This is a genomic window from Bradyrhizobium sp. ERR14 (assembly GCF_014198235.1).
Lineage (GTDB): Bacteria > Pseudomonadota > Alphaproteobacteria > Rhizobiales > Xanthobacteraceae > Bradyrhizobium.
This window is the reverse complement of record NZ_JACIHD010000002.1, coordinates 193177-211562: the sequence shown is the minus strand read 5'-3', so window position 1 is coordinate 211562 and position 18386 is coordinate 193177. Positions and strand designations below refer to the sequence as shown.

General features: G+C 62.9%; 16 protein-coding genes and 1 pseudogene. 3 read left to right on the top strand and 14 right to left on the bottom strand.

All coding sequences use genetic code 11. The features are described 5' to 3' along the window. Positions 1–195: 195 nt before the first annotated feature. From GGD62_RS07260 to GGD62_RS07230, 7 genes are read right to left on the bottom strand one after another with little or no spacing between them, the layout of a single operon-like run. Positions 196–1401: a phosphopentomutase gene (locus GGD62_RS07260; protein ID WP_183707766.1), complete on the bottom strand. Its 1206-nt coding sequence runs from the start codon at positions 1399–1401 to the stop codon at positions 196–198. Beyond that, entirely contained in the window at positions 1389–2342 is a 954-nt protein-coding gene (locus GGD62_RS07255; protein WP_183707764.1) for a beta-xylosidase, read from the bottom strand. The genes GGD62_RS07260 and GGD62_RS07255 overlap by 13 nt, the downstream gene beginning before the upstream one ends. After that, positions 2342–3106: a TIGR04290 family methyltransferase gene (locus GGD62_RS07250; protein ID WP_183707762.1), complete on the bottom strand. Its 765-nt coding sequence runs from the start codon at positions 3104–3106 to the stop codon at positions 2342–2344. Before GGD62_RS07250 ends, GGD62_RS07255 begins: the two co-directional genes overlap by 1 nt. After that, positions 3103–3909, bottom strand: coding sequence for a sugar phosphate nucleotidyltransferase (locus GGD62_RS07245; RefSeq protein ID WP_183707760.1), 807 nt, complete (start codon positions 3907–3909; stop codon positions 3103–3105). The genes GGD62_RS07250 and GGD62_RS07245 overlap by 4 nt, the downstream gene beginning before the upstream one ends. A 1-nt stretch (position 3910) precedes the next feature. Beyond that, a complete protein-coding gene (locus GGD62_RS07240) occupies positions 3911–5014 on the bottom strand; it encodes a glycosyltransferase (protein ID WP_183707758.1) in 1104 nt (367 codons plus the stop codon). After that, entirely contained in the window at positions 5011–5607 is a 597-nt protein-coding gene (locus tag GGD62_RS07235; RefSeq protein ID WP_183707757.1) for a histidine phosphatase family protein, read from the bottom strand. Before GGD62_RS07235 ends, GGD62_RS07240 begins: the two co-directional genes overlap by 4 nt. Further along, positions 5607–6707: an inositol-3-phosphate synthase gene (locus GGD62_RS07230; protein ID WP_183707755.1), complete on the bottom strand. Its 1101-nt coding sequence runs from the start codon at positions 6705–6707 to the stop codon at positions 5607–5609. Before GGD62_RS07230 ends, GGD62_RS07235 begins: the two co-directional genes overlap by 1 nt. Positions 6708–7035: 328 nt before the next feature. On the opposite strand from GGD62_RS07230, the gene GGD62_RS07225 reads away from it, so the two are divergent. Beyond that, entirely contained in the window at positions 7036–7323 is a 288-nt protein-coding gene (locus GGD62_RS07225) for a hypothetical protein (RefSeq protein WP_183707753.1), read from the top strand. A gap of 14 nt (positions 7324–7337) precedes the next feature. Next, a complete protein-coding gene (locus tag GGD62_RS07220) occupies positions 7338–8318 on the top strand; it encodes a hypothetical protein (RefSeq protein WP_246800008.1) in 981 nt (326 codons plus the stop codon). Here the strand turns inward: GGD62_RS07220 and GGD62_RS07215 are convergent. Beyond that, positions 8261–9043: a Crp/Fnr family transcriptional regulator gene (locus GGD62_RS07215; RefSeq protein ID WP_183707751.1), complete on the bottom strand. Its 783-nt coding sequence runs from the start codon at positions 9041–9043 to the stop codon at positions 8261–8263. The two genes, GGD62_RS07220 and GGD62_RS07215, sit on opposite strands and share 58 nt — an antisense overlap. Before the next feature lie 493 nt (positions 9044–9536). Here GGD62_RS07215 and GGD62_RS07210 point away from each other — a divergent pair, with 493 nt between their 5' ends. Beyond that, entirely contained in the window at positions 9537–11339 is a 1803-nt protein-coding gene (locus GGD62_RS07210) for an SDR family oxidoreductase (RefSeq protein ID WP_183707749.1), read from the top strand. On the opposite strand, the pseudogene GGD62_RS07205 reads toward GGD62_RS07210, so the two are convergent. From GGD62_RS07205 to GGD62_RS07180, 6 genes and pseudogenes are all read right to left on the bottom strand, one after another. Then, positions 11324–13701, bottom strand: a pseudogene (locus tag GGD62_RS07205) (membrane-bound PQQ-dependent dehydrogenase, glucose/quinate/shikimate family). The gene GGD62_RS07210 and the pseudogene GGD62_RS07205 sit on opposite strands and share 16 nt — an antisense overlap. A 5-nt stretch (positions 13702–13706) precedes the next feature. Continuing rightward, positions 13707–13982: a cytochrome c family protein gene (locus tag GGD62_RS07200; RefSeq protein WP_246800007.1), complete on the bottom strand. Its 276-nt coding sequence runs from the start codon at positions 13980–13982 to the stop codon at positions 13707–13709. Between the two features lie 121 nt (positions 13983–14103). Next, a complete protein-coding gene (locus tag GGD62_RS07195; protein ID WP_092258751.1) occupies positions 14104–14739 on the bottom strand; it encodes a cytochrome c in 636 nt (211 codons plus the stop codon). After that, on the bottom strand, positions 14739–15596 hold the full coding sequence (locus GGD62_RS07190; protein WP_183707747.1) for a substrate-binding domain-containing protein: 858 nt from the start codon (positions 15594–15596) through the stop codon (positions 14739–14741). Before GGD62_RS07190 ends, GGD62_RS07195 begins: the two co-directional genes overlap by 1 nt. Next, complete coding sequence (locus GGD62_RS07185) at positions 15580–17427, bottom strand: methanol/ethanol family PQQ-dependent dehydrogenase (RefSeq protein WP_092258757.1); 1848 nt, start codon at positions 17425–17427, stop codon at positions 15580–15582. The genes GGD62_RS07190 and GGD62_RS07185 overlap by 17 nt, the downstream gene beginning before the upstream one ends. 107 nt (positions 17428–17534) lie before the next feature. Continuing rightward, on the bottom strand, positions 17535–18323 hold the full coding sequence (locus GGD62_RS07180) for a heme-binding protein (RefSeq protein WP_092258761.1): 789 nt from the start codon (positions 18321–18323) through the stop codon (positions 17535–17537). Positions 18324–18386 lie beyond the last annotated feature (63 nt).

Here is an 18386-nt window from a genome sequence, read left to right as displayed (position 1 = left end):
ACCTTAAGACCGATCCGCTCAGATCGGTCGATGATGTCTGGTGAAGCGCACCTTGCTGACTGGTCGGATGACCCGCGCGCTGGTCACGTATGGACTCAGAAGCAATGCAAGGAATGTTCGTTCCTCGGAATTGTACAAACGAATATTTCTATAACCTGGATCAATAACCCAAGTGAATCGGTGTGCTGACGACGTCTAGAAATGCACCCCGTGAAGCGGCTGGGGCAGGTCAAGATGCCTTGCCGCGGTGGCGCCGATATCGGCAAAGCCGGCGCGGCGGCCGACGGGAGAAGAAGATTGCGTCGTCCAGGCCAGGATTGGCACCTGCTCGCGGGTGTGATCGGTGCCGCTCCAGGTGGGATCGCAGCCGTGATCGGCAGTGATGATGAGAAGATCATCGCTGCGCAATCGGGACAATAGTTCGGGCAGGCGATCGTCGAAGGCTTCCAGTGCCGTGGCATAACCGGTAACGTCTCGGCGGTGGCCGTAGAGCGTGTCGAAGTCGATGAAGTTGGCGAACAGCAATCCGCCATCCGCAAGGCTCGCCAGTCCCCTCAGTGTGGCATCGAAGAGCGCCATGTTGCCATCGCCGCGCAAGTTTCGCCCTGTCGCGCGATGAGCAAAGATGTCGTCGATCTTGCCGATGGTCGCGATGTCACGGCCGGCGCTCGCGGCGTGGTCGAGGATGGTGTTTTCAGGGGGCGGCACGGAAAAATCGCGCCGGTGCGCCGTCCGCTTGAAGTCGCTCGCGCTTGTGCCGACGAAAGGGCGAGCAATGACGCGGCCGATGTTGAGGGGATTGATCAGTCGTCTTGCGATTGCGCAAATCTCGTACAGCCGTTCGAGCCCGAAAGTCTGCTCATGCGCTGCGATCTGGAACACGCTGTCGGCTGAGGTGTAGCAGATCGGCATTCCCGTTCGCATGTGGCGCTCGCCGAACTCGGCGATGATCTCTGTACCGGACGCGTGGCAATCTCCATGGATCCCGGGTAGCCCGGCCTGATCGCACAATGCGTTCGTCAGATCCGCGGGAAAGCAGGGCTTGGTTCGGGGGAAATAGCCCCATTCGAACGGGACCGGCACTCCGGAGATCTCCCAATGGCCCGACGGTGTATCCTTGCCCTTCGAGATTTCGCTTGCGCAGCCAAATTGCCGGTGCTCGACCTGACCGTCCAGGCCCGGCGGCACGCGACCGTTAGCGAGGCTGCAGGCTTCGCCAAGGCCCAGCGAGACGAGATTGGGCAGATAGAGCGGACCCTCGCGGGCGTTGCTGTCGGCCCGCCCGGCCACGCAGGCGTCCGCGATGTGACCGACGGTGTCGGCGCCATCGTCGCCATAGCGTGCGGCATCCGGCGCACCGCCGATGCCGACGGAGTCCATGACCAGGATCAGCGCACGCATGTTGGCTCTCTGATGGGAGGATCGGCCGATGCTGGCGAGGCGGCAAGACCGGTCTTCGAGCAGTAACGATCGACCATCGATGCGCAGAAATCGGCGAATTCATTGACATCGAGCGGCGGGCTGGTGTGATGTGGCTCGATGCCTCGATGCTCGGGCGTGAAGCAGAACGTGACGGTGACCTGAAATTCCGCCAGCGTCTCCATCTGGCGGTCGAACCAATCTAGCGCATTCGGACGGAAACTGTCAGCCCATGACAGGCCAGTCCTGAGATGGGTCACGCCGAGACGGCGCATCCATTGCACGGCATTGTCGAGGCGGCGATCCTCAAAGTGAAACCACTGGCACAGACCCATGGCCGCGGCATAGGCGCAGAACAGATCGGCGGCCGCCTTCGGCGTGCCATCTTCGCGCAGCAGGCCCATGTGGAAATGCCTGTAATAGGACGAGCCCTCAGCTTCCTTGTGGCGCGTCGTGGCTTCCCATGCGGAGGGAAGGTCATAAAGGCTGTACCAGTGAATGCGCGGCGCGCGGCCGATCAGGAGCTCGGCGGTGCGCGACAGGCCCCAGGCCTGCACCTCTTCGGCGCCGAACGATGAGACGCCGACCTCGGTGACCCAGACGGGAAGCGCGGTGACCGCCTTGATTTCCTCGATCTTGGCCGGCCACTCGCCGATCTGCCACAGGTTCCAGTCGAGCGGAAAGCCGTGTACGGCGACCGCATCGAAATGGTCGAGCACGCCGCGGCTCTGCGTTTTGCGCATGAAGGAGGGGTCGATCGGCGAGATGCCGCCGAGCACGATGGGCAGCGCGGGCCGCGTACTGCGGATCGCCTTGCCGGCCGCAATGGCGAGGTCCGCGAACATGGACCAATCCGGATCGATCTGAAGGTCCCAATGTGATTTGTTGTTCGGCTCGTTCCAGATCTTGGCGGCCTCGATCATCAGCTAGTACTCCAGGATGGATAGACGGGACCGTCGATTTGGGGCCGATCGGTTCGCCTGCAGAGGTAGACTTCCTCCTCCGGATGGGCGGTGATCGCGAATCCGGCGCTGCGCAGCATGGCCTCGACGCAGGCCCGGTTCGGCACCCACCAATTGGTGGGGTCGTCGGCATATTTGTGCTCGATGAAGTGCAGCTTGGGATAGCCGGCGGAATCGAACTGGTCGGTGGTCCAGAAATCGTAATTCTTGTCGATCGTATCGACATGGCTGGTGCCGCGCTGCATCGACTGGAACAGCAGGAGATCCGTGGCGACGTGCTCATGGATGAGATCCAGCGCCAGCAGCGGATGACGCAGATGATAGAGCACGCCCATGAAGATCACGAGATCGAACTTCTCGCGGAGTTGTCCGACGTCGTAGGTCGACATCTGGCGGAATTCGATCCTGAGGCCGTTCACCTCGGCGGCGAAGCGCGCCTGAGCGAGGTACTCCTCGTCGGTATCGAGGCCAAGCACGCGCTCGGCGCCCCGCCGCTTCATCTCCATGGCGTAGAAGCCGGCATTGCAGCCAATGTCGAGTACGCTCTTGCCGTCGAGCCGGTCCGGTATGATTCCCGCGAAGCGGCGCCATTTCACGTTGGGATAGTCGCCCAGGAAGTGGGTGGGGGCGGTCGGCACACCGTTGAGGTCGAGATTGTGAAACCACGGCCCGAGCGCGTGGATGCGCCTGCGAATTTCCTCGCGCGTGAGTAGCGCTCTCGTCATGCAGTCGCTCCATTCTCCATTGCAGCGATCGGTCGAGTTCCATCCGCGGCGTCAGCCCGCAATCTCGATCGACTGTCGGCGCCTGTGCTCTCCGCAAGGAGCGCCATTGCCGTGCGATAGCCGCCGACGGTCCCGATATCGACATAGGACTCGCCTGCCTTGATCCCGATGCCACTGCCGCCGGCCTGGAGATAAGCATTGACCAACGTGCCGAAATATTCGTCCCGCTGGTCCCGGTCGATCCAGAGTGCGTGCAGTTCGCGGAAGCCGTGGGCAGACATCCTGAATGCGCCCCAGATCCATCGCGATGTCGGGTTCGGTTGCTTGACCTGGATCTCCCGCACGCTATCGCCGTCGAGCACGACGGCGTCGAAGAATTCCGGACTCTCGACGGGGAAGAGCAGGAAGGAGAGGTGGGTCTCGGGCAGCGCCCGCAAGGCGGCTTTTGGAAACCACACGGTGTCGGGCAGGCCGACGACGATGTCCTCCTCTTGGCCGACCACGGTACCGGCCCTGAAGACGGCGTCACATAGGCCGGATGCGTCGGGCTGGACGACATAAGCGAGCTGGGCACTGCCATAATGATCGCCGAAATATTCCAGAATGTCGGATTTTCCCGGCGAGATCACGAAGCAGATCTTGTCCGCGCCGCCGAGGATCAGGCGCTCCAGCAGATACTCAGAGACCGCGCAGGGCCGCTCGGTGCCATCGTCGCACCGGCTGCCGACGGGCAGCAACTCCTTGGAGAAAGCCAGCGGCTGGATACGACTGCCGCGGCCCGCGGCCGGAACGATGCCCCACATGTCAGGCCTCCTCGGATTGCTGGTAACGCGCACCGCTGGATACCGCCTGCTCGAGCAGCGCCACCAGCTCGCGCGCCCGTATGTCGGATGTATGCTGATCCATCGTCCGCTCATAGGCGTATCTGGCGATAGTTTGGAGCTCGGCGCTCGACATCGCCAGCACGGCCAAGGCGTCCTTTGCGCCGCAAGCGATCAGGATCTCCCTGCCGGGCGTGAAGAACTCTTCGATGCCCGGCCAGTCGTCGCTCAGGAGCGGGACACCGCAGGCCGCGGCCTCGAACAGACGGCCGGAGGGGCACCAGCCCATTTCAGCCATGGCTTTGCGCGTGACGTTAAGGGTCAGGCGCGAGGACGCGAAGAACGGCGCATGCTCCGATGGCGGCAGATGCCGCACGAAGTAGATGTTTGGCGACCACGGAAAGTCGTCAGGATATTGGGCTCCGCCGATCAGGAAACGCAGGTCTTGCCGCGCTCGTGCCGGTTCGACGAATAGCGCCTCGAGCCCGTGTTGGCGGTCTTCGGAGTAGGTGCCGAGATAGGACAGATCCGCGCGGTAGTGCGGTTGAGGCGGCACCGGTCGATGAATATCGCTATCGACGTGGCCGTATAGAGGGCGGATGTCGCGGGCGCCGAGCCGCTTGCGGAATTCGTGGATAACGCGCGGTCCGCCCGTGAAGCTGAGGACGAGCGGGAAATCACGTAGACCTCGCGCCCCGATATAAGGAACGGACGTTCCTGCCATGAGCCGGGCCAACGTGATCGGAGTGTCCAGATCATAGAAGACGGGAACGGCGCGCCCTTCGGACATGATCAGGTCGGTCGCCGCAATCGCGTCGGGACAGTAGGACGTCACGATCGCGATATCGGCATCTCCTATGTCGCTGCGGGCGAGGGAGCGGGTCTCCTCCCAATTCGAGAACAGCTGCAGTTGGCCGCCCGGCAATTCATTGTAGTCCCGGGCGCCGGCATAATAGGGCACGTCGCGCTCGTAAAAGACAACAGTGTGGCCGAGACGCGTCAGATGCTTGCAGAGGCCGCGCCAGAGTGTGGCGTGGCCGTTGCCCCAGGAGGACGAGATCGTCAGTCCAAAAATGACGATCTTCACGCCAACACCCGTTGGTTGATCCCGGTAATCCTGAACCCGCCTCTGTCAGCGCTGAGAGTGCTGATGCTGGATGGATCGATCTCGATCGAGAGGAAGTCGTCAAGACGCCTGCGTGCGTAATGCAGCAGCGCCGCACGGATCGGCTCGGCATGACTGACGGCGATGACGGCGCCAGTCGAATGGTCGTTGCGTAATTGCTCCAAATGGCGGACGACACGATTCTGGAGCGACCGCATGCTCTCGCCTCCGGGTGGGCGGGTGCTGCCGCGCCGCCTGTTCCAGCGTGACCATCGCGGATCCCTGCCGAGTTCCTCGAACGATCGTCCGGTCCATTCGCCATAGTCGAGCTCGTCGAGCGCGGGGACGATCTCGATCGGCGATCCGAAGTGCGCCGCAAGAATGGAGGCCGATTGCATGCAGCGCCGCTGTGGGCTCGACTGGATCAAGGCAGGCTGCGGACTGACGTTGGTCGCACAACGCGCGACTTCCTCGCAACCGATGTCATCAAGTGTGACGCCGTTCATCCGGCCGCACAACGTGTGGCCGAGCAGGGCGTGGTGACCATGGCGGACAAGATGGATGATCCCGACCATTAGCTGTACGCCTTGTCGTCGATGAAGGCGCGCGTCCGCCGTCCAGCCTCTTCGTCGGTGAACTGCTGCGGCGGCGATTTCATGAAATAGCTCGAAGGGCCGGTCAGGGCGCCGCCCTGGCCGCGGTCCATGGCGAGTTTTGCGCAGCGGACCGCGTCGATCACGACGCCCGCCGAGTTCGGTGAGTCCCACACTTCGAGCTTGACCTCGGCGCTCAGCGGCACGCCGCCGAACGTCGTGCCTTCGAGTCGGATGAAGGCGAGCTTGCGATCGGTCAGCCAGGGTACGTGGTCGCTCGGCCCGACGTGAATGTTGTCGGGATCCATCGGGACGTCGAGCTGGCTGGTGACCGCCTGGGTCTTGGATATCTTCTTCGAAGTCAGCCGCTCGCGTTCCAGCATATTCTTGAAATCGGTGTTACCGCCGACATTAAGCTGATATGTGCGGTCCAGCCGCACGCCGCGGTCGCGAAACAGATTGGCAAGCACGCGGTGCAGGATAGTCGCGCCGACCTGGCTCTTGATGTCGTCGCCGATGATCGGAAGGCCGGCATCGTCGAACCGCCGCCGCCAGTCCGGATTTGAGGCGATGAAGACAGGGATGCAATTGACGTAACCGCAGCCGGCTTCGATCGCGCGTGCCGCATACCATTCGCTTGCGCGTTGTGAGCCGACGGGCAGGTAGGACACCAGAACGTCGGTGCGCGACATCGCCAGGACTTCCGAAACATCGGCCTCCGGCACGTCAGCGACCGGAACGTCATCTTCGAGATAATGACCGATGCCGTCCATCACCGGGCCACGTTGAACAACCACGCCAGTCTGATCGACATCAGCGAAGCGATGCGTGTTGTTTGGCTTGGTAAAGATGGCATCGGCGACGTCGCGCCCGACCTTGCTGGCGTTGACGTCGAAGGCCGATGCGATCTGGATATCGTTGATGTGGTACCCGCCGAGGTCGACGTTCATCAGGCCGGGCACAGGCTCGTTCGACTTGGCGTTCCGATAGTAGGTGAGACCCTGGACGAAGGAGCTTGCGCAGTTGCCGACGCCGACGATACCGACGCGTACGCGCCGCCTGTCCTGAAGACGGGAGTGCATGGACGAAAACCTCCGGAAAAACGCGTGGCGTCAGCGTAAGTAGGTCGGCGAACGTGCCGGAAGGTATGTTCGTTCCTGCGTCCAAGCCACTATGCCTGCGCGCGGATCGATTCCGGGCAAGAAAATACACCGGGCTTAACCTGGGATAGAATCCGGGGCTGCATGAAAGGAACGAAGATCATCTTGGATGAAGATGAAGAAGATGCAGGTCGTCTCGCATTAGCCGTGTCGCGCCGTAAAGAACAAATCTTGCCGACCCGCGTTTCACGGCAGATGGTTCGATGCTATGCCGTGACATTGCCGGACCTACCAACACGCGAGGTGCCGCATGACATCCAAAACCCAGAGCAGCGAAGCCCAGCAGACCACCGACCACGCCGCGATCCGCAAATGGGTGGATGAGCGCAGTGGCCAGCCGGCGACGGTCAAGGCAACCGAGGAGGACGGGCATGCCGGCATCCTGCGTATCGATTTCGATCCGCCGGATGAGGGACTCGACCGTATCGGCTGGGGCGAATTCTTCGAGAAATTCGATCAGGCTGATAATGCCTTCCTGCACCAGGACCGGACCAGCGACGGCAAGCTGAGCTGTTTCCACAAATTCGTCCGCCGCTAGCCGGATCGCCGGCGATGGCGAACGACTGGGTGGAGGCGATGCGCGCGGGCGATTTCGCGCGCGCCTGGGCCATTAACGACCGCGATCTGGCAGTGCTGGCATATCCGCCAAAGCACACCGGCCCGCGTCATCTCCAGCGGATCTGGCGTGGAGAGCCGCTCACGGACAGGCACGTGCTGGTGCGCTGCTACCACGGGCTCGGCGACACCCTCCAGTTTCTGCGCTTCATGCAGCCTCTCCGCGACTTGGCGCGCAGCGTCACGGTCTGGTGTCAGGCCGGACTGTTGCCGCTGGTGGAGCGCACGACAGGCGTCGATCGCGCACTTGCGCTCCATGAGGGGACGCCCGAAACAGATTTCGAGGTGGATATAGAGATTATGGAGGTACCGCACGCTCTCAAGGTCGGACGAGAGCAAGTCGAGATGCCCGCGCCATATTTGACCCTGCCGGCAAGGAGCACGCCTGTTTCAGTCGACGGCGAAGTTCTGGCCGTCGGCCTGGTCTGGGAAGTTGGCCAATGGGACAAGCGACGGGCGATTGCGCCCGCAATGCTGCGACATCTCGCTGTCCCTGGCGTAGCGCTTCACTCGCTTCAGAGGGATGCGCCAGCTGAAGATCTCATCCGGATCGGCGCGTGCGACATCAGTACGCCGGACATCCCGACCCTCGGCCATCTTCTGTGCCAGCTCGATCTGGCCATTTGCGTGGATACCATGGTCGCACATCTCGCGGGCGCACTCGGATGCGAGGCCTGGGTGCTGCTGCACGCCGACTGTGACTGGCGGTGGCCGTCATCAGGGTGCCGTTCACTTTGGTATCCGAGCTTGCGGTTGTTTCGTCAAAAGGCGGCCGGCGACTGGGGCGCTGTGATCTCTGAAGTGGCCGAAGCATTGCCGGGGCGTGCGAACTGCAGCAAAGGGTGGTCGCATAAATACCGTCAGGCCGGCACGACGGCGGCTTTAGCCGATTCCAATTGGGCCGGCCGCGCGCTTTGATCGCGCGGCCGGATGCCGAGATAGTCGGGCTCGAAGCCCGCCAGCCGAACCAGCCCGGGCCAGTCCGAGATCACCAGAGTCTTGCCCTGCCATTTCAACAGGTTGCCTTGCCGTAATTCCTGGATGGTACGGTTGGCGTGGACGGGAGAGATGCTGCAGGCCGCGGCGAGGTCGGATTGGGTGAAGGGCGAAGACAACCTCAAATCCTTGGCGAGCCCGACATTTTGCAGTCGCGTGGTGATCTCGCAGAGCAGGTGGGCCACTCGTGTCAACGCATCCCGGCTGCCGAGATTGATCGTCCAGTTGCGCTGTATGGCGTGGTCACGAAGCAGTATCAGCAGCAGGGTACGCGACAACGCAGACGAGCGAGCTGATAGTTCGCGGAAGAAGCGATGTGGCACGAGCGCGACAACGGCGGGGCCGAGCGCAATGAGGTTGCCGTTGATGCGGGGCCGGTAGAGTGTCTGGAGGTCAGCGATGTCGCCGGGCACAGAGATCGATGTGATCTGCCCGTTTGCTCGCTGGGCATCCTGCCAGGACAGATAACCCTGGAGCAGCACGCAGCATTGATGGCTGTCATCGCCGTGGCGCAGGATCGCCTGATGTGAATTGAGGTGCGCGATTGTGCTCGGCATCTCTGCCAGCAGATCGAGATCGTGGGCGGTCACGTCACCGAGACTCGCCAGGTGATCGGCGAGCCTGGAAAAGGCAAATCCAGTCTGCATTGGTCTTCCGATCGCCCGCGCCTCCACCAACTCTGACTCAAATGGAAAAGGGCAGGCAATAACCTGTGATACGGTCTATCGATTCATGCGTATTCGACCTTCGACGATCTTCAATGTTCCCACTGAAACGAGATCACACTAGGAGGCCGCTGCAAGCCACGCGAAAATTTATCTACGGGTCGCTCGATCTTTAACAATGTTTAATCTCCCCCGTCCCCGTTGCCTTAGTCGGGGGTCTTTCAGTGGAGGCGGCTTCGATGTTAGACACCGATACGACGGCGATTTTGCGCGCCATGCTCGAGGAAGTTGCGAAAGCATCTCCCGTCGCGAGATTGGTGCCCGGACTCACGTGGCCTCGAAGCTTCTGCTCTTGACGACCTCAGGCAGGCCGGTTCCAGGGCTTTGTCCGAAGCCTCCGTCGCGCGGAGGTAAAGGTGAGAGGAACGAGCGTCCTATCTGGAAATTTGAGCAAGGTCTCCATCGGAAGACGCTCATGCACGAAGTTGATGCCTCCTCACTCACTGCTACCCTGACGAGGGCCACGGACGACATCTGGATCGTCGACGATGCACCCATCAGTGCAGCGGGCTTGCGCCTGCCTGTTCGCATGACGGTCATCCGGTTGTCGAACGGCGACCTTATCCTGCACTCGCCGGTGCGATATTCGCGAGCTCTGCGCGATGAGCTGGAACGTCTGGGTTCGATCGAATATTTGATGGCGCCGAACGTTGCGCATTGGACGTTTTTGCCTGCTTGGCAGAGAGAGTTGCCGCAAGCACGGACCTTCGCGGCGCGCGGACTTTCGGCGCGGAAGCAGGCACGCGAGGCCGGCCTTCGCATTGATCGCGAGCTTGGCGAGACCACCCCTGAAGAGTGGGCGGTCGAGCTCGAGACCGTCTCGTTGCAGGCCCCGATATTTTCCGAGGTGGAGATATTCGACAAACGGAGCCGCACATTGGTCCTGACGGATCTCGTGCAAAATCTCGATCCTCATCATCTTCCTCCCTCAAACCAGACCGCCGCAAGCCTGCTTGGCATCGCCAAGCCGGACGGGATGGCACCGATCTATTTGCGGATGTTGTTGCGCCTGGGCGGCCGTTCCGTCCAAGCCGCGGCAGAGCGGCTCGTGGGCCTTGCGCCCGAGCGGGTCATTTTTGCCCACGGCGACTGGTTCGAAAACGGCGGCACACAGCGTCTCGGCCGGTCACTGCGATGGCTGCTTCCTAGGAGCACTTCGCGATCGCCGACCCGGTCAATGGCAGGCACGCGCGTGGTCATTACGGGGGCATCCAGCGGAATAGGCCGGGCTGCGGCGCTGGCATTTGCGCGGGAAGGGGCGAGCGTGGCGCTCGCCGCGCGGCGCGGCGAGGTCCTGAGTGGCCTAGCGGCGGAGTGCGAGGCGCTGGGAGGCCGCGCCGTGGAAGTCCCGACCGACGTTAGCGATGCCGAAGCGGTGCAGCGACTGGCCAGGCAGGCGGAGGACGCCTTCGGCGGGATCGACGTCTGGATTAACAATGCCGGCACGGGTGTGTTCGGCGCCTACCAGGACGCCGATCTTGCACTTCATCGCCGTACTGTTGAGGTCAATCTGCTGGGAGCCATGCACGGCGCCTTCGCAGTGCTTCCGATCTTCCTGCGCCAGAAGCGAGGCATCCTGATCAACAATATCTCGCTTGGGGGATGGGCGCCGACACCGTTCGCTGCGGCCTATACCGCAAGCAAGTTCGGCCTGCGGGGATTCACGGCAAGCCTGCGGCAGGAGCTCGGGGCACATCCTCACATCCATGTCTGCGGTGTGTTCCCGGCGATGGTGGATACGCCGGGATTCGTCCACGGCGCCAACATGTCCGGGAAGAGGCTCGATCCGGGCCCGTTGTTGTACCAGTCCGAAGACGTTGCCCAGACCTTTTTGAACTTGGTTCGCGCGCCACGCGATGAAATGGCCGTCGGGTGGCCGGCCCGTGCCGGTCAGATGGCCTACGCCGTGGCGCCGAAGCTGACCGAGGATTTGCTCGGAGGCGCCTTCCGGTTTCTCTTGTCGCGCGCGCGACGGGCTCCGATCAGCGAGGGAAGCATGATCGAGGCATCTCCGCCGGGCACGTCGGTCGACGGAGGTTGGCTGGCGCGGAAGCAGCTTCCGCCGGCTGGGGTCATCAGCACAGGGCTAGCTGTGCTTGGAATAGCAGCGTGTGCGGCCTTCGCAGCCTTGGCAGTTGCTCGTCCGCGCCGGCAGAACAGGATAAGACGTCGCCGAGCATACACGCATCGTACCGACGGGCATCATGGCAGCGCGTAGGCCCGCACGTAGTCACCGAGCTTGGTGCCGAACGAGCCGTGCCCGCCATCGACCGTCACGACATATTGCTTGCCGCCTGCCTCATATGTCATCGGCGTGGATTGACCGCCGGCGGGAAGGCGATCCTGCCAGAGCTGCTTGCCGTCGCGGACGTCGAACGCCCTGATGTAGTCGTCCATCGTCCCCGTGATGAAGACGACGCCCCCCCCCCCGCGGTCACGGTCGGTCCGCCCAGCATGGGAACCCCGAGCTTGAACGGCAGCGGGAGCGGGGCCTGGTCGCGGATCGTGCCGATGCGGTGCTGCCACACCACCTTATGCGTCTTGAGGTCAATGGCGGCGATATTGCCCCAGGGCGGGGCAAGGCAAGGGATGCCGAGCGGCGACAGGAAGATGCCGAGATCGATGCCGTAGGGTGCGCCATACATCGGCTGCACGCCGAGCTCGGTGCCAGGTGGATGCGCCGCGTTCGGCGCGGCGGGATTGTCCTTCTCGCGCGGCACGAGGCGCGAGACGAAGGAAATGGATTGCGGATTTGCGATGGCGATCTGGCGCTGCGGGTCGACTGCGATGCCGCCCCACTCGAACATGCCGAAATCGCCGGGGAACACCAGCGTGCCTTGCTCCGAGGGTGGCGTGAACGGTCCCTCGTAGCGGAGACGCCCAAACTTGATGCGACAGGCCAGCTGGTCGAACATTGTGCTGCCTCACATCTCCGCGCCCGTCAGCACGCCGGGCGGACGGAAGCTCAGCCCCGAGAAGGGTTGGGTAGGAGACAGCCTGTCGCCGGGCGCGGCGCCCTGCGGCACCGGCTTCTCCGGCGCGGGCACCAGTTGATGTCCGTCGCGAGGTCGAGCACGAAGATGTCGCCGGTCTTCGCCGGAATGTAGATCGCAGGCGTGGTGCCGCTATTCGAACGCAGATCGACCAGGCTCGGCTGCGAGGGCATGTCCATGTCCCAGAGATCGTGATGCACGTTCTGGAATGACCAGCGCAGCTTCCCGGTCGTGATGTCGAGTGCGATCAGCGCTGAATCGTAGCGCTCCTTGTCAGGCGAACGGCCACCGCCCAGATATCCGGAGAGCTCGAGCCGAGCGGGATATAGACGAGCCCGAGATTTTCATCGACCGCCGAGATGCTCCACGAATTCGGTGAGCCCGCCGTGAAATGGTGTGAGGCCGACGGCATCTCGTTCGGATCGGGATTGCCTGCGTCGAAGGCCCAGATCAGCCGTCCCGAATAGATGTCGAAGCCGCGGATCACGCCTGACGGGACCTTGTCGGAATAATTGTCGATGACGGCACCACCGACGATCAGCACCTTGTCGGTCACGACAGGCGGCGAGGTGCCCTCGTTGAAGCCGAGCGTCTGGACCTCGCTACCTTCCATCTGCCCATGATCGCCGAAGCTGGCACAAGGCAAGCCACTCTGCGCATCCAGCGCAAACATCCGGCCGTCATTGGTCGGCACGAAGATGCGTTCCAGACAATCACCTGGCGCCTGGCGCCGTCGGCCGTCACGGCGCCAGGCTTCGTGGCGTGATAGGACACGCCGCGGCAGGTCATGTGCTGGAAGGCCTTTGTGCTGGACCTGTGGATCGAACTTCCAGCGCAACTGGCCGGTCGCCATCGAGCGCGAACACGATCTGGTGCGGCGAGCAGGTGTAGAGCAGGTCACCGATCTTGAGCGGCGTTGCCAGGTTGGTGATCTCGTCGGGATCATCAGGACCCCTGTGATCGCCCGTGCGGAATTCCCAGGCGAGCTTGAGATGCTTTACATTGGCTATAGTTATCTGGGAGAGCGCGGAATAGCAACCGCTGCCGCCATAAGCCGTCCAGTCCGCGCCGGCGGTGGGCGGGGCTGCTTCGGAGGAGACAACGGCGCCGGTGTTGCGCTGTCCGCGATGGTGCCGGCAAGGTCGTGACGATCGCGCGTCAGGGAGAAAGCGAGCACGCCGGCGGCCACGATCGGCACCAGGCCGCGCGCCCATCGCGCGGTCCGCATCCGCGGTATCAGGCGGCCCGCGATGAACGGCAACAGCAGCCAGACGCCCAATGGTGCAAGCACGTCGCCGCGCGGCGCGAGCGACCAGAAATCCAGCCCGGCTTCCCAGATCGCCCACGCCAAGGTGCCGAGCAGCAGCGGGCATAGACCCGGAGCGCCTCGGCACGCCGGCGCGCGAGCAGCCAGCTCGTGAGGAGGAGCGTGATGCCGGCAACGAGATAGTAGACGGAGCCGCTAAGCGCCGCGAGCCACGCACCACCGGCAACGAGACCAACTCCCATGATGGCGACGACCACAACGGTCATGGCCAGCAACGGCGTATCACGGAACAAGTTTGCAGAGCGGGATGTGGAGTTCATATGGTCTACTTCAGCGTATAGAGAAACGCGGCGATATCGCGCGCGTCCTTCTGCGAGATTCCCATTTTCGGCATGGCGTTGCCGGGCAACGCACGCTGCGGATCTTCGATCCAGTCAGCCATGTTGTCCGGCGAGTTCTGGATATAGCCGGCGATGTAGGTGCGCGTGCCGATCCGGTGCAGAGGGCGGGCCGACATTGCCGTCGGCACCAGCAATGCCGGGAATGTCATGACAGGTGCCGCATTGATATTGCTTGACGAGGTCGCTGCCTCGGCGCGCATCCCCGGTGAAATTATCGGGGCCGGCGGCCTTGCCCGGCTCGCAGGCAGCGGCAGTCACGGCGAGCAGCGCGACGATTAGCAATTGTGTCGTTGGACGGACCATCGGCTGCTCTGCACTCCATCAGGGCTTTTGGCCGAAGTTGAAGGTCTTGGTGGCAGACCATGGATCGGTCGTCGAGACCTGCTCGCTCGGGACCTGCTCCACCTCAGGCGACAGGGGATTTGCCGAGAAAGTGCGGCCCCATTGCCGGCTTGGGTCGTTGCTGATCTTGCCGATATAGGTCACGAGGTCCCAGATCACGCTGTCGGGCAGCACGCCGCCCCACGCCGGCATGCCATTGGGCCGACCCTGATAGATCGACAGATAGATGTTCTCGGGCTGAGAGCCGTATGTGAAGAGGTTGTTGCTCAGCGCCGGTCCCATGCCGCCGCCGCCATTCGGAGCATGGCAGCCGACGCAATTGAAATTGACGAAATAGGTCATCCCGCGCTGCTCGGCATTGGGGTCGCCCTGGACCGGGTTCTTGATCACAGGCGGATCCGGCTGTGCGCCCGGGAACAACGTGGTCACGGGGACCTGCATGAATACACTCGGCCTGCCGTTGCCAACGCTGCCGCCGAAGTTCGGCCGCGGCGCCAGCGTCGGCATCTGCGCCTCCTGGGATTGCGGCAGGGTCTGCTGGGCGAGCACTGCGGTGTTCGGCACCACCGCCAGTATTAGCGATAACGCGCTCGCGCGCAGTGGTAAAGCAGACATCACTCGTGTCCTCCCGAGGCCGACACGCGCTCGTCGAACAGAGGTACGCCGTAGCTCCGCAACAGTGCAGCAATGTCGGATCGATGTGCGTCGATGAACGCGTTCAGCTGGTCGCGCAGTGCGTGGTCGCCCTTGCGAACGCCCATCGAAATGGCGAACTGGAATTGTTGAGGTGCGAAGCGTTCGCCGTCCCGGATCGGGGCGACCGACAGCGGCACCTTGGAATGCGCGGCGAAATAGCCGCCCAGCGGACCCCAGGCGGCGGCGACGTCGATCTCGCCGCGTTCGACCGCCTCGATCAGGCGCGCAGGCGGATCGGCCTGACGATAATCGCCATAGATCGGGTATCCCCGGACATTGTCGACGATTCCGAGCTGGCCAAGCGCCTGCGCCGGCGGCGGGTTGTTGCCGTCGTCGCCGACAAGATGGACGCCGATCGTCAGACGATGCAGGCGGGGATCGAGCAGGGACGAGAGATCGAGATGCTCGTCCTGGCGGCTCACGAAAACATAGGTCGAGCGATAATAGGGCTTTGTGGTCTCCACAAGCTCATAGCCGGCCGGCACGCCCATCACGACGTCGCATTTGTCGGACTTGAGCGTGTTGCGGACGAAACCGCGACGCTGTGCCCACCAGGTGTAGGATACCGACCGCCCCAACGCTTCAGCCACCATCGAGGCGAGCTTGTTCTCGAAGCCCGCATCCGTGTTGTTGGAAAATGGCAGATTATTCGGATCGGCGCAGACACGAAGCTCGCCATTCGGCGCGGCAGATGCCGGCGAGGCGATCCCGATCAAGCCGGCGAGGGCAAGAGCGAGAGCAACAGTGAGGGCGGCCCAATCACTGCTGAGGCGCATGGCTGCCGTCCTGATTGCTGGTGCCGCCGAGCTTGAACACCAGAAGCTCGCTGCCGCCTGCGGTGTAGAACGGCAAGTCCTGCATGGCACCGGCGAAGCCGAGAGCGCCGTTGCGCACCCGCTGATCGACCTCTGCATTCGCGACCGCGCCAGGCCAGCCGCCGACGCCTGAAAGGATTGCGATGTACTGCTGCCCATCCGAGCCGCGGTAGGAGATCGGTTGGCCGATGAACCCGGAGCCTGCCCGAAACTGCCAAAGCAATTTGCCTGTTTTTGCGTCCACCGCCTTGAACAGGCGGTCCATCGTTCCGTAGAACGCGACATCACCCGCCGTCACCAGCGCGCCGCTCCAGACCGGCAGCTTCTCGTGGATCTCCCAGACCTTTTTGCGCGCGACCGGATCCCACGCCATGAACTCGCCGCGATGGCCGCCCGGGCCGGCATACATATCGACGTCGGCACCGACATAAGGCGTACCGGCAATGTAGCCGACCTGCGACGCCTTGAAGTTCATGCAGAGATGCTGATGCGGAACGTACAGAAGCTTGGTGCGCGGTGACCAGGCTGAGGGCTGCCAATCCTTGGCGCCCGGCGCAGTCGGGCAGATATCCTCGACCGTCTTGCCGACCAGCGGGGTCTTCTCCTCATTGGGGATGATCTTGCCGGTCTTGAGGTCGACACCCTTGTAGGCGTTGACGAACTCATAGGCGTCCGCCGAGATCACCTCGCCGGTGGCCCGATCCATGACGTACATGTAGCCGTTGCGCCCGGGGTGGATCAGCACCTTGCGCGGCTGGCCATTCAGTTCGAGGTCGACCAGCACATTTTCATTGATTTCGTCATGGTCGAACAGATCATGTGGGTTGACCTGATACGCCCATTTCGCGTGCCCGTTGTCGGGATCCCGCGCGAAGATGGTGGTGCTCCAGAGATTGTCGCCGCTACGCTGGTTCGCATTCCACGGGCTGGGATTGGCGGTGCCGTAGTAGATCAGGTTGAGATCGGCGTCATAGGAGATCCATCCCCACATGGTGCCGCCGCCGACCTGCCAGCGGTCGGCGGGCCAGGTCTTGACGCCGAGATCCTTGCCTTTGAGATTGTCGTAGAACGGCTTGAAGTCCTCGCCGATCAAGACGTCCTTGTCGGGGCCGGTGGTATAGGCGCGCCAGGCTATGGCTCCGGTGTTCTCGTCAAGTGCGGTGACCCAGCCGCGCACGCCCAGCTCACCGCCGCTGTTGCCGATGAGCACCTTGCCCTTCACGACGACGGGCGCCATCGTGATGGTCTCGCCCTTGTTGATCTCACCCAGCTTGGTGTGCCAGAGCTCCTTGCCAGTCTTGGCATCTAGTGCGACCGAGTGATTGTCCAGCGTGTTGAGGAAGATCTTACCGTTGTCGAAAGCGAGCCCGCGATTGACAACGTCGCAGCAGGCAACGCCTGCCGCGGCGGGTTCAGGCTTCGGTGCATACGACCATTTCAGCTCGCCCGTCGTCGCATCCAGCGCGAACACGCGGTTCGGGTACGGGCCCGCATAGGGGCTGACCACATACATGGTACCGTCGACGACGAGAGGTGCCGCTTCCTGACCGCGATCGACCCCCACGGAGAACGTCCAGGCGAGCCGCAGGCCTGAGGCGTTGCTGGCGTTGATCTGGTCGAGCTCGCTATAACGGGTGTTGGCGTAGTCGCGCGCAGCCATCGGCCATTGGCCAGGATCCTTCATGCGGCTGGCGAGATCAGTCTGCGCAAGGCTGGGTGAAAGCAACGCAAGGCTCACGCAGAGCGTACTCGGTATTCCCCACAGCAACAGCCTGAGGCCGAACATTAACATGAGTGAAGATCTCCACGGCATTGAGGAGGCCGTGCCGCGTTGCAGGCCGGATTGCAGAACGTACAAACGTTGCGGGCGTGCTTGGTTCCTGAGTGCTCAAGAGGGAGCTATCTCACGACATTTCCCGATACGCCCGCGCCGAGGTCGACGGCAATCTGATCCTCCTTGCCATTGCACTTGGGATGACCGAAACCCGACGGGCTTTTGCCGTCCGGACCGATGTCGTAGATAATCGCATCTTTCATGTTCGGGCTGACGCCGGCCGGAACGTGATCGAGGCCGAGGAAGTGGCGCACGCGCCAGGCCACATTGTGATCCGCACAGGAGCTGTCGCCACTGACGCCGAGCGCGCCGGCGATGCCGTTTCCGTCGTAGAGCGCCAGCCCGCCTCCGAACACGATCGTGCCGCCGACCGGCTTGCCAACCATCGGATCATGAGCGGTGCCGAATTCGTCCGGTGTGCCCGCGTAAATGACCTCAGGAGACGGCGGGTTACCGAGAGCCGCACCGAACAAGAAGCCGCCGGGCTGGGCGCCCGCATAGAGATTGGCGGTCGCCATCGCCTTGTCCTTCAGGCTGAAGGCGTTCGCCGTGTTGGCCTTTTCGGCGGCGATGGCGCGGCTGCCGAGCCATTGCTCGTCGACCTTGCTGCCGCTATAGGCGACGGCACAGACCACGCCTTGCCGGTTCACGACAGCAGCCCACTCGTTGTTGTCGAGGCCGCCATTGCTGGGACCGCCGCCGGGCTTGACGCTCTTCTTCAAGATGTCCGCGAGCTGATCATGGTCGACCGGACACGACATTCCTGTGCGCGGCTGATCTTGCGCGCTTCCGCCTTGCAGCGTCGCAAGGGCGGCCGCGATGATAACGGTCGCTCGGACGGTTGGTTTGCCCATATGGCCTCCACGCGATGGTCGAGAGTCAGCTGGCGAACGTTGCATCACAGCTGCGGTTCCTAT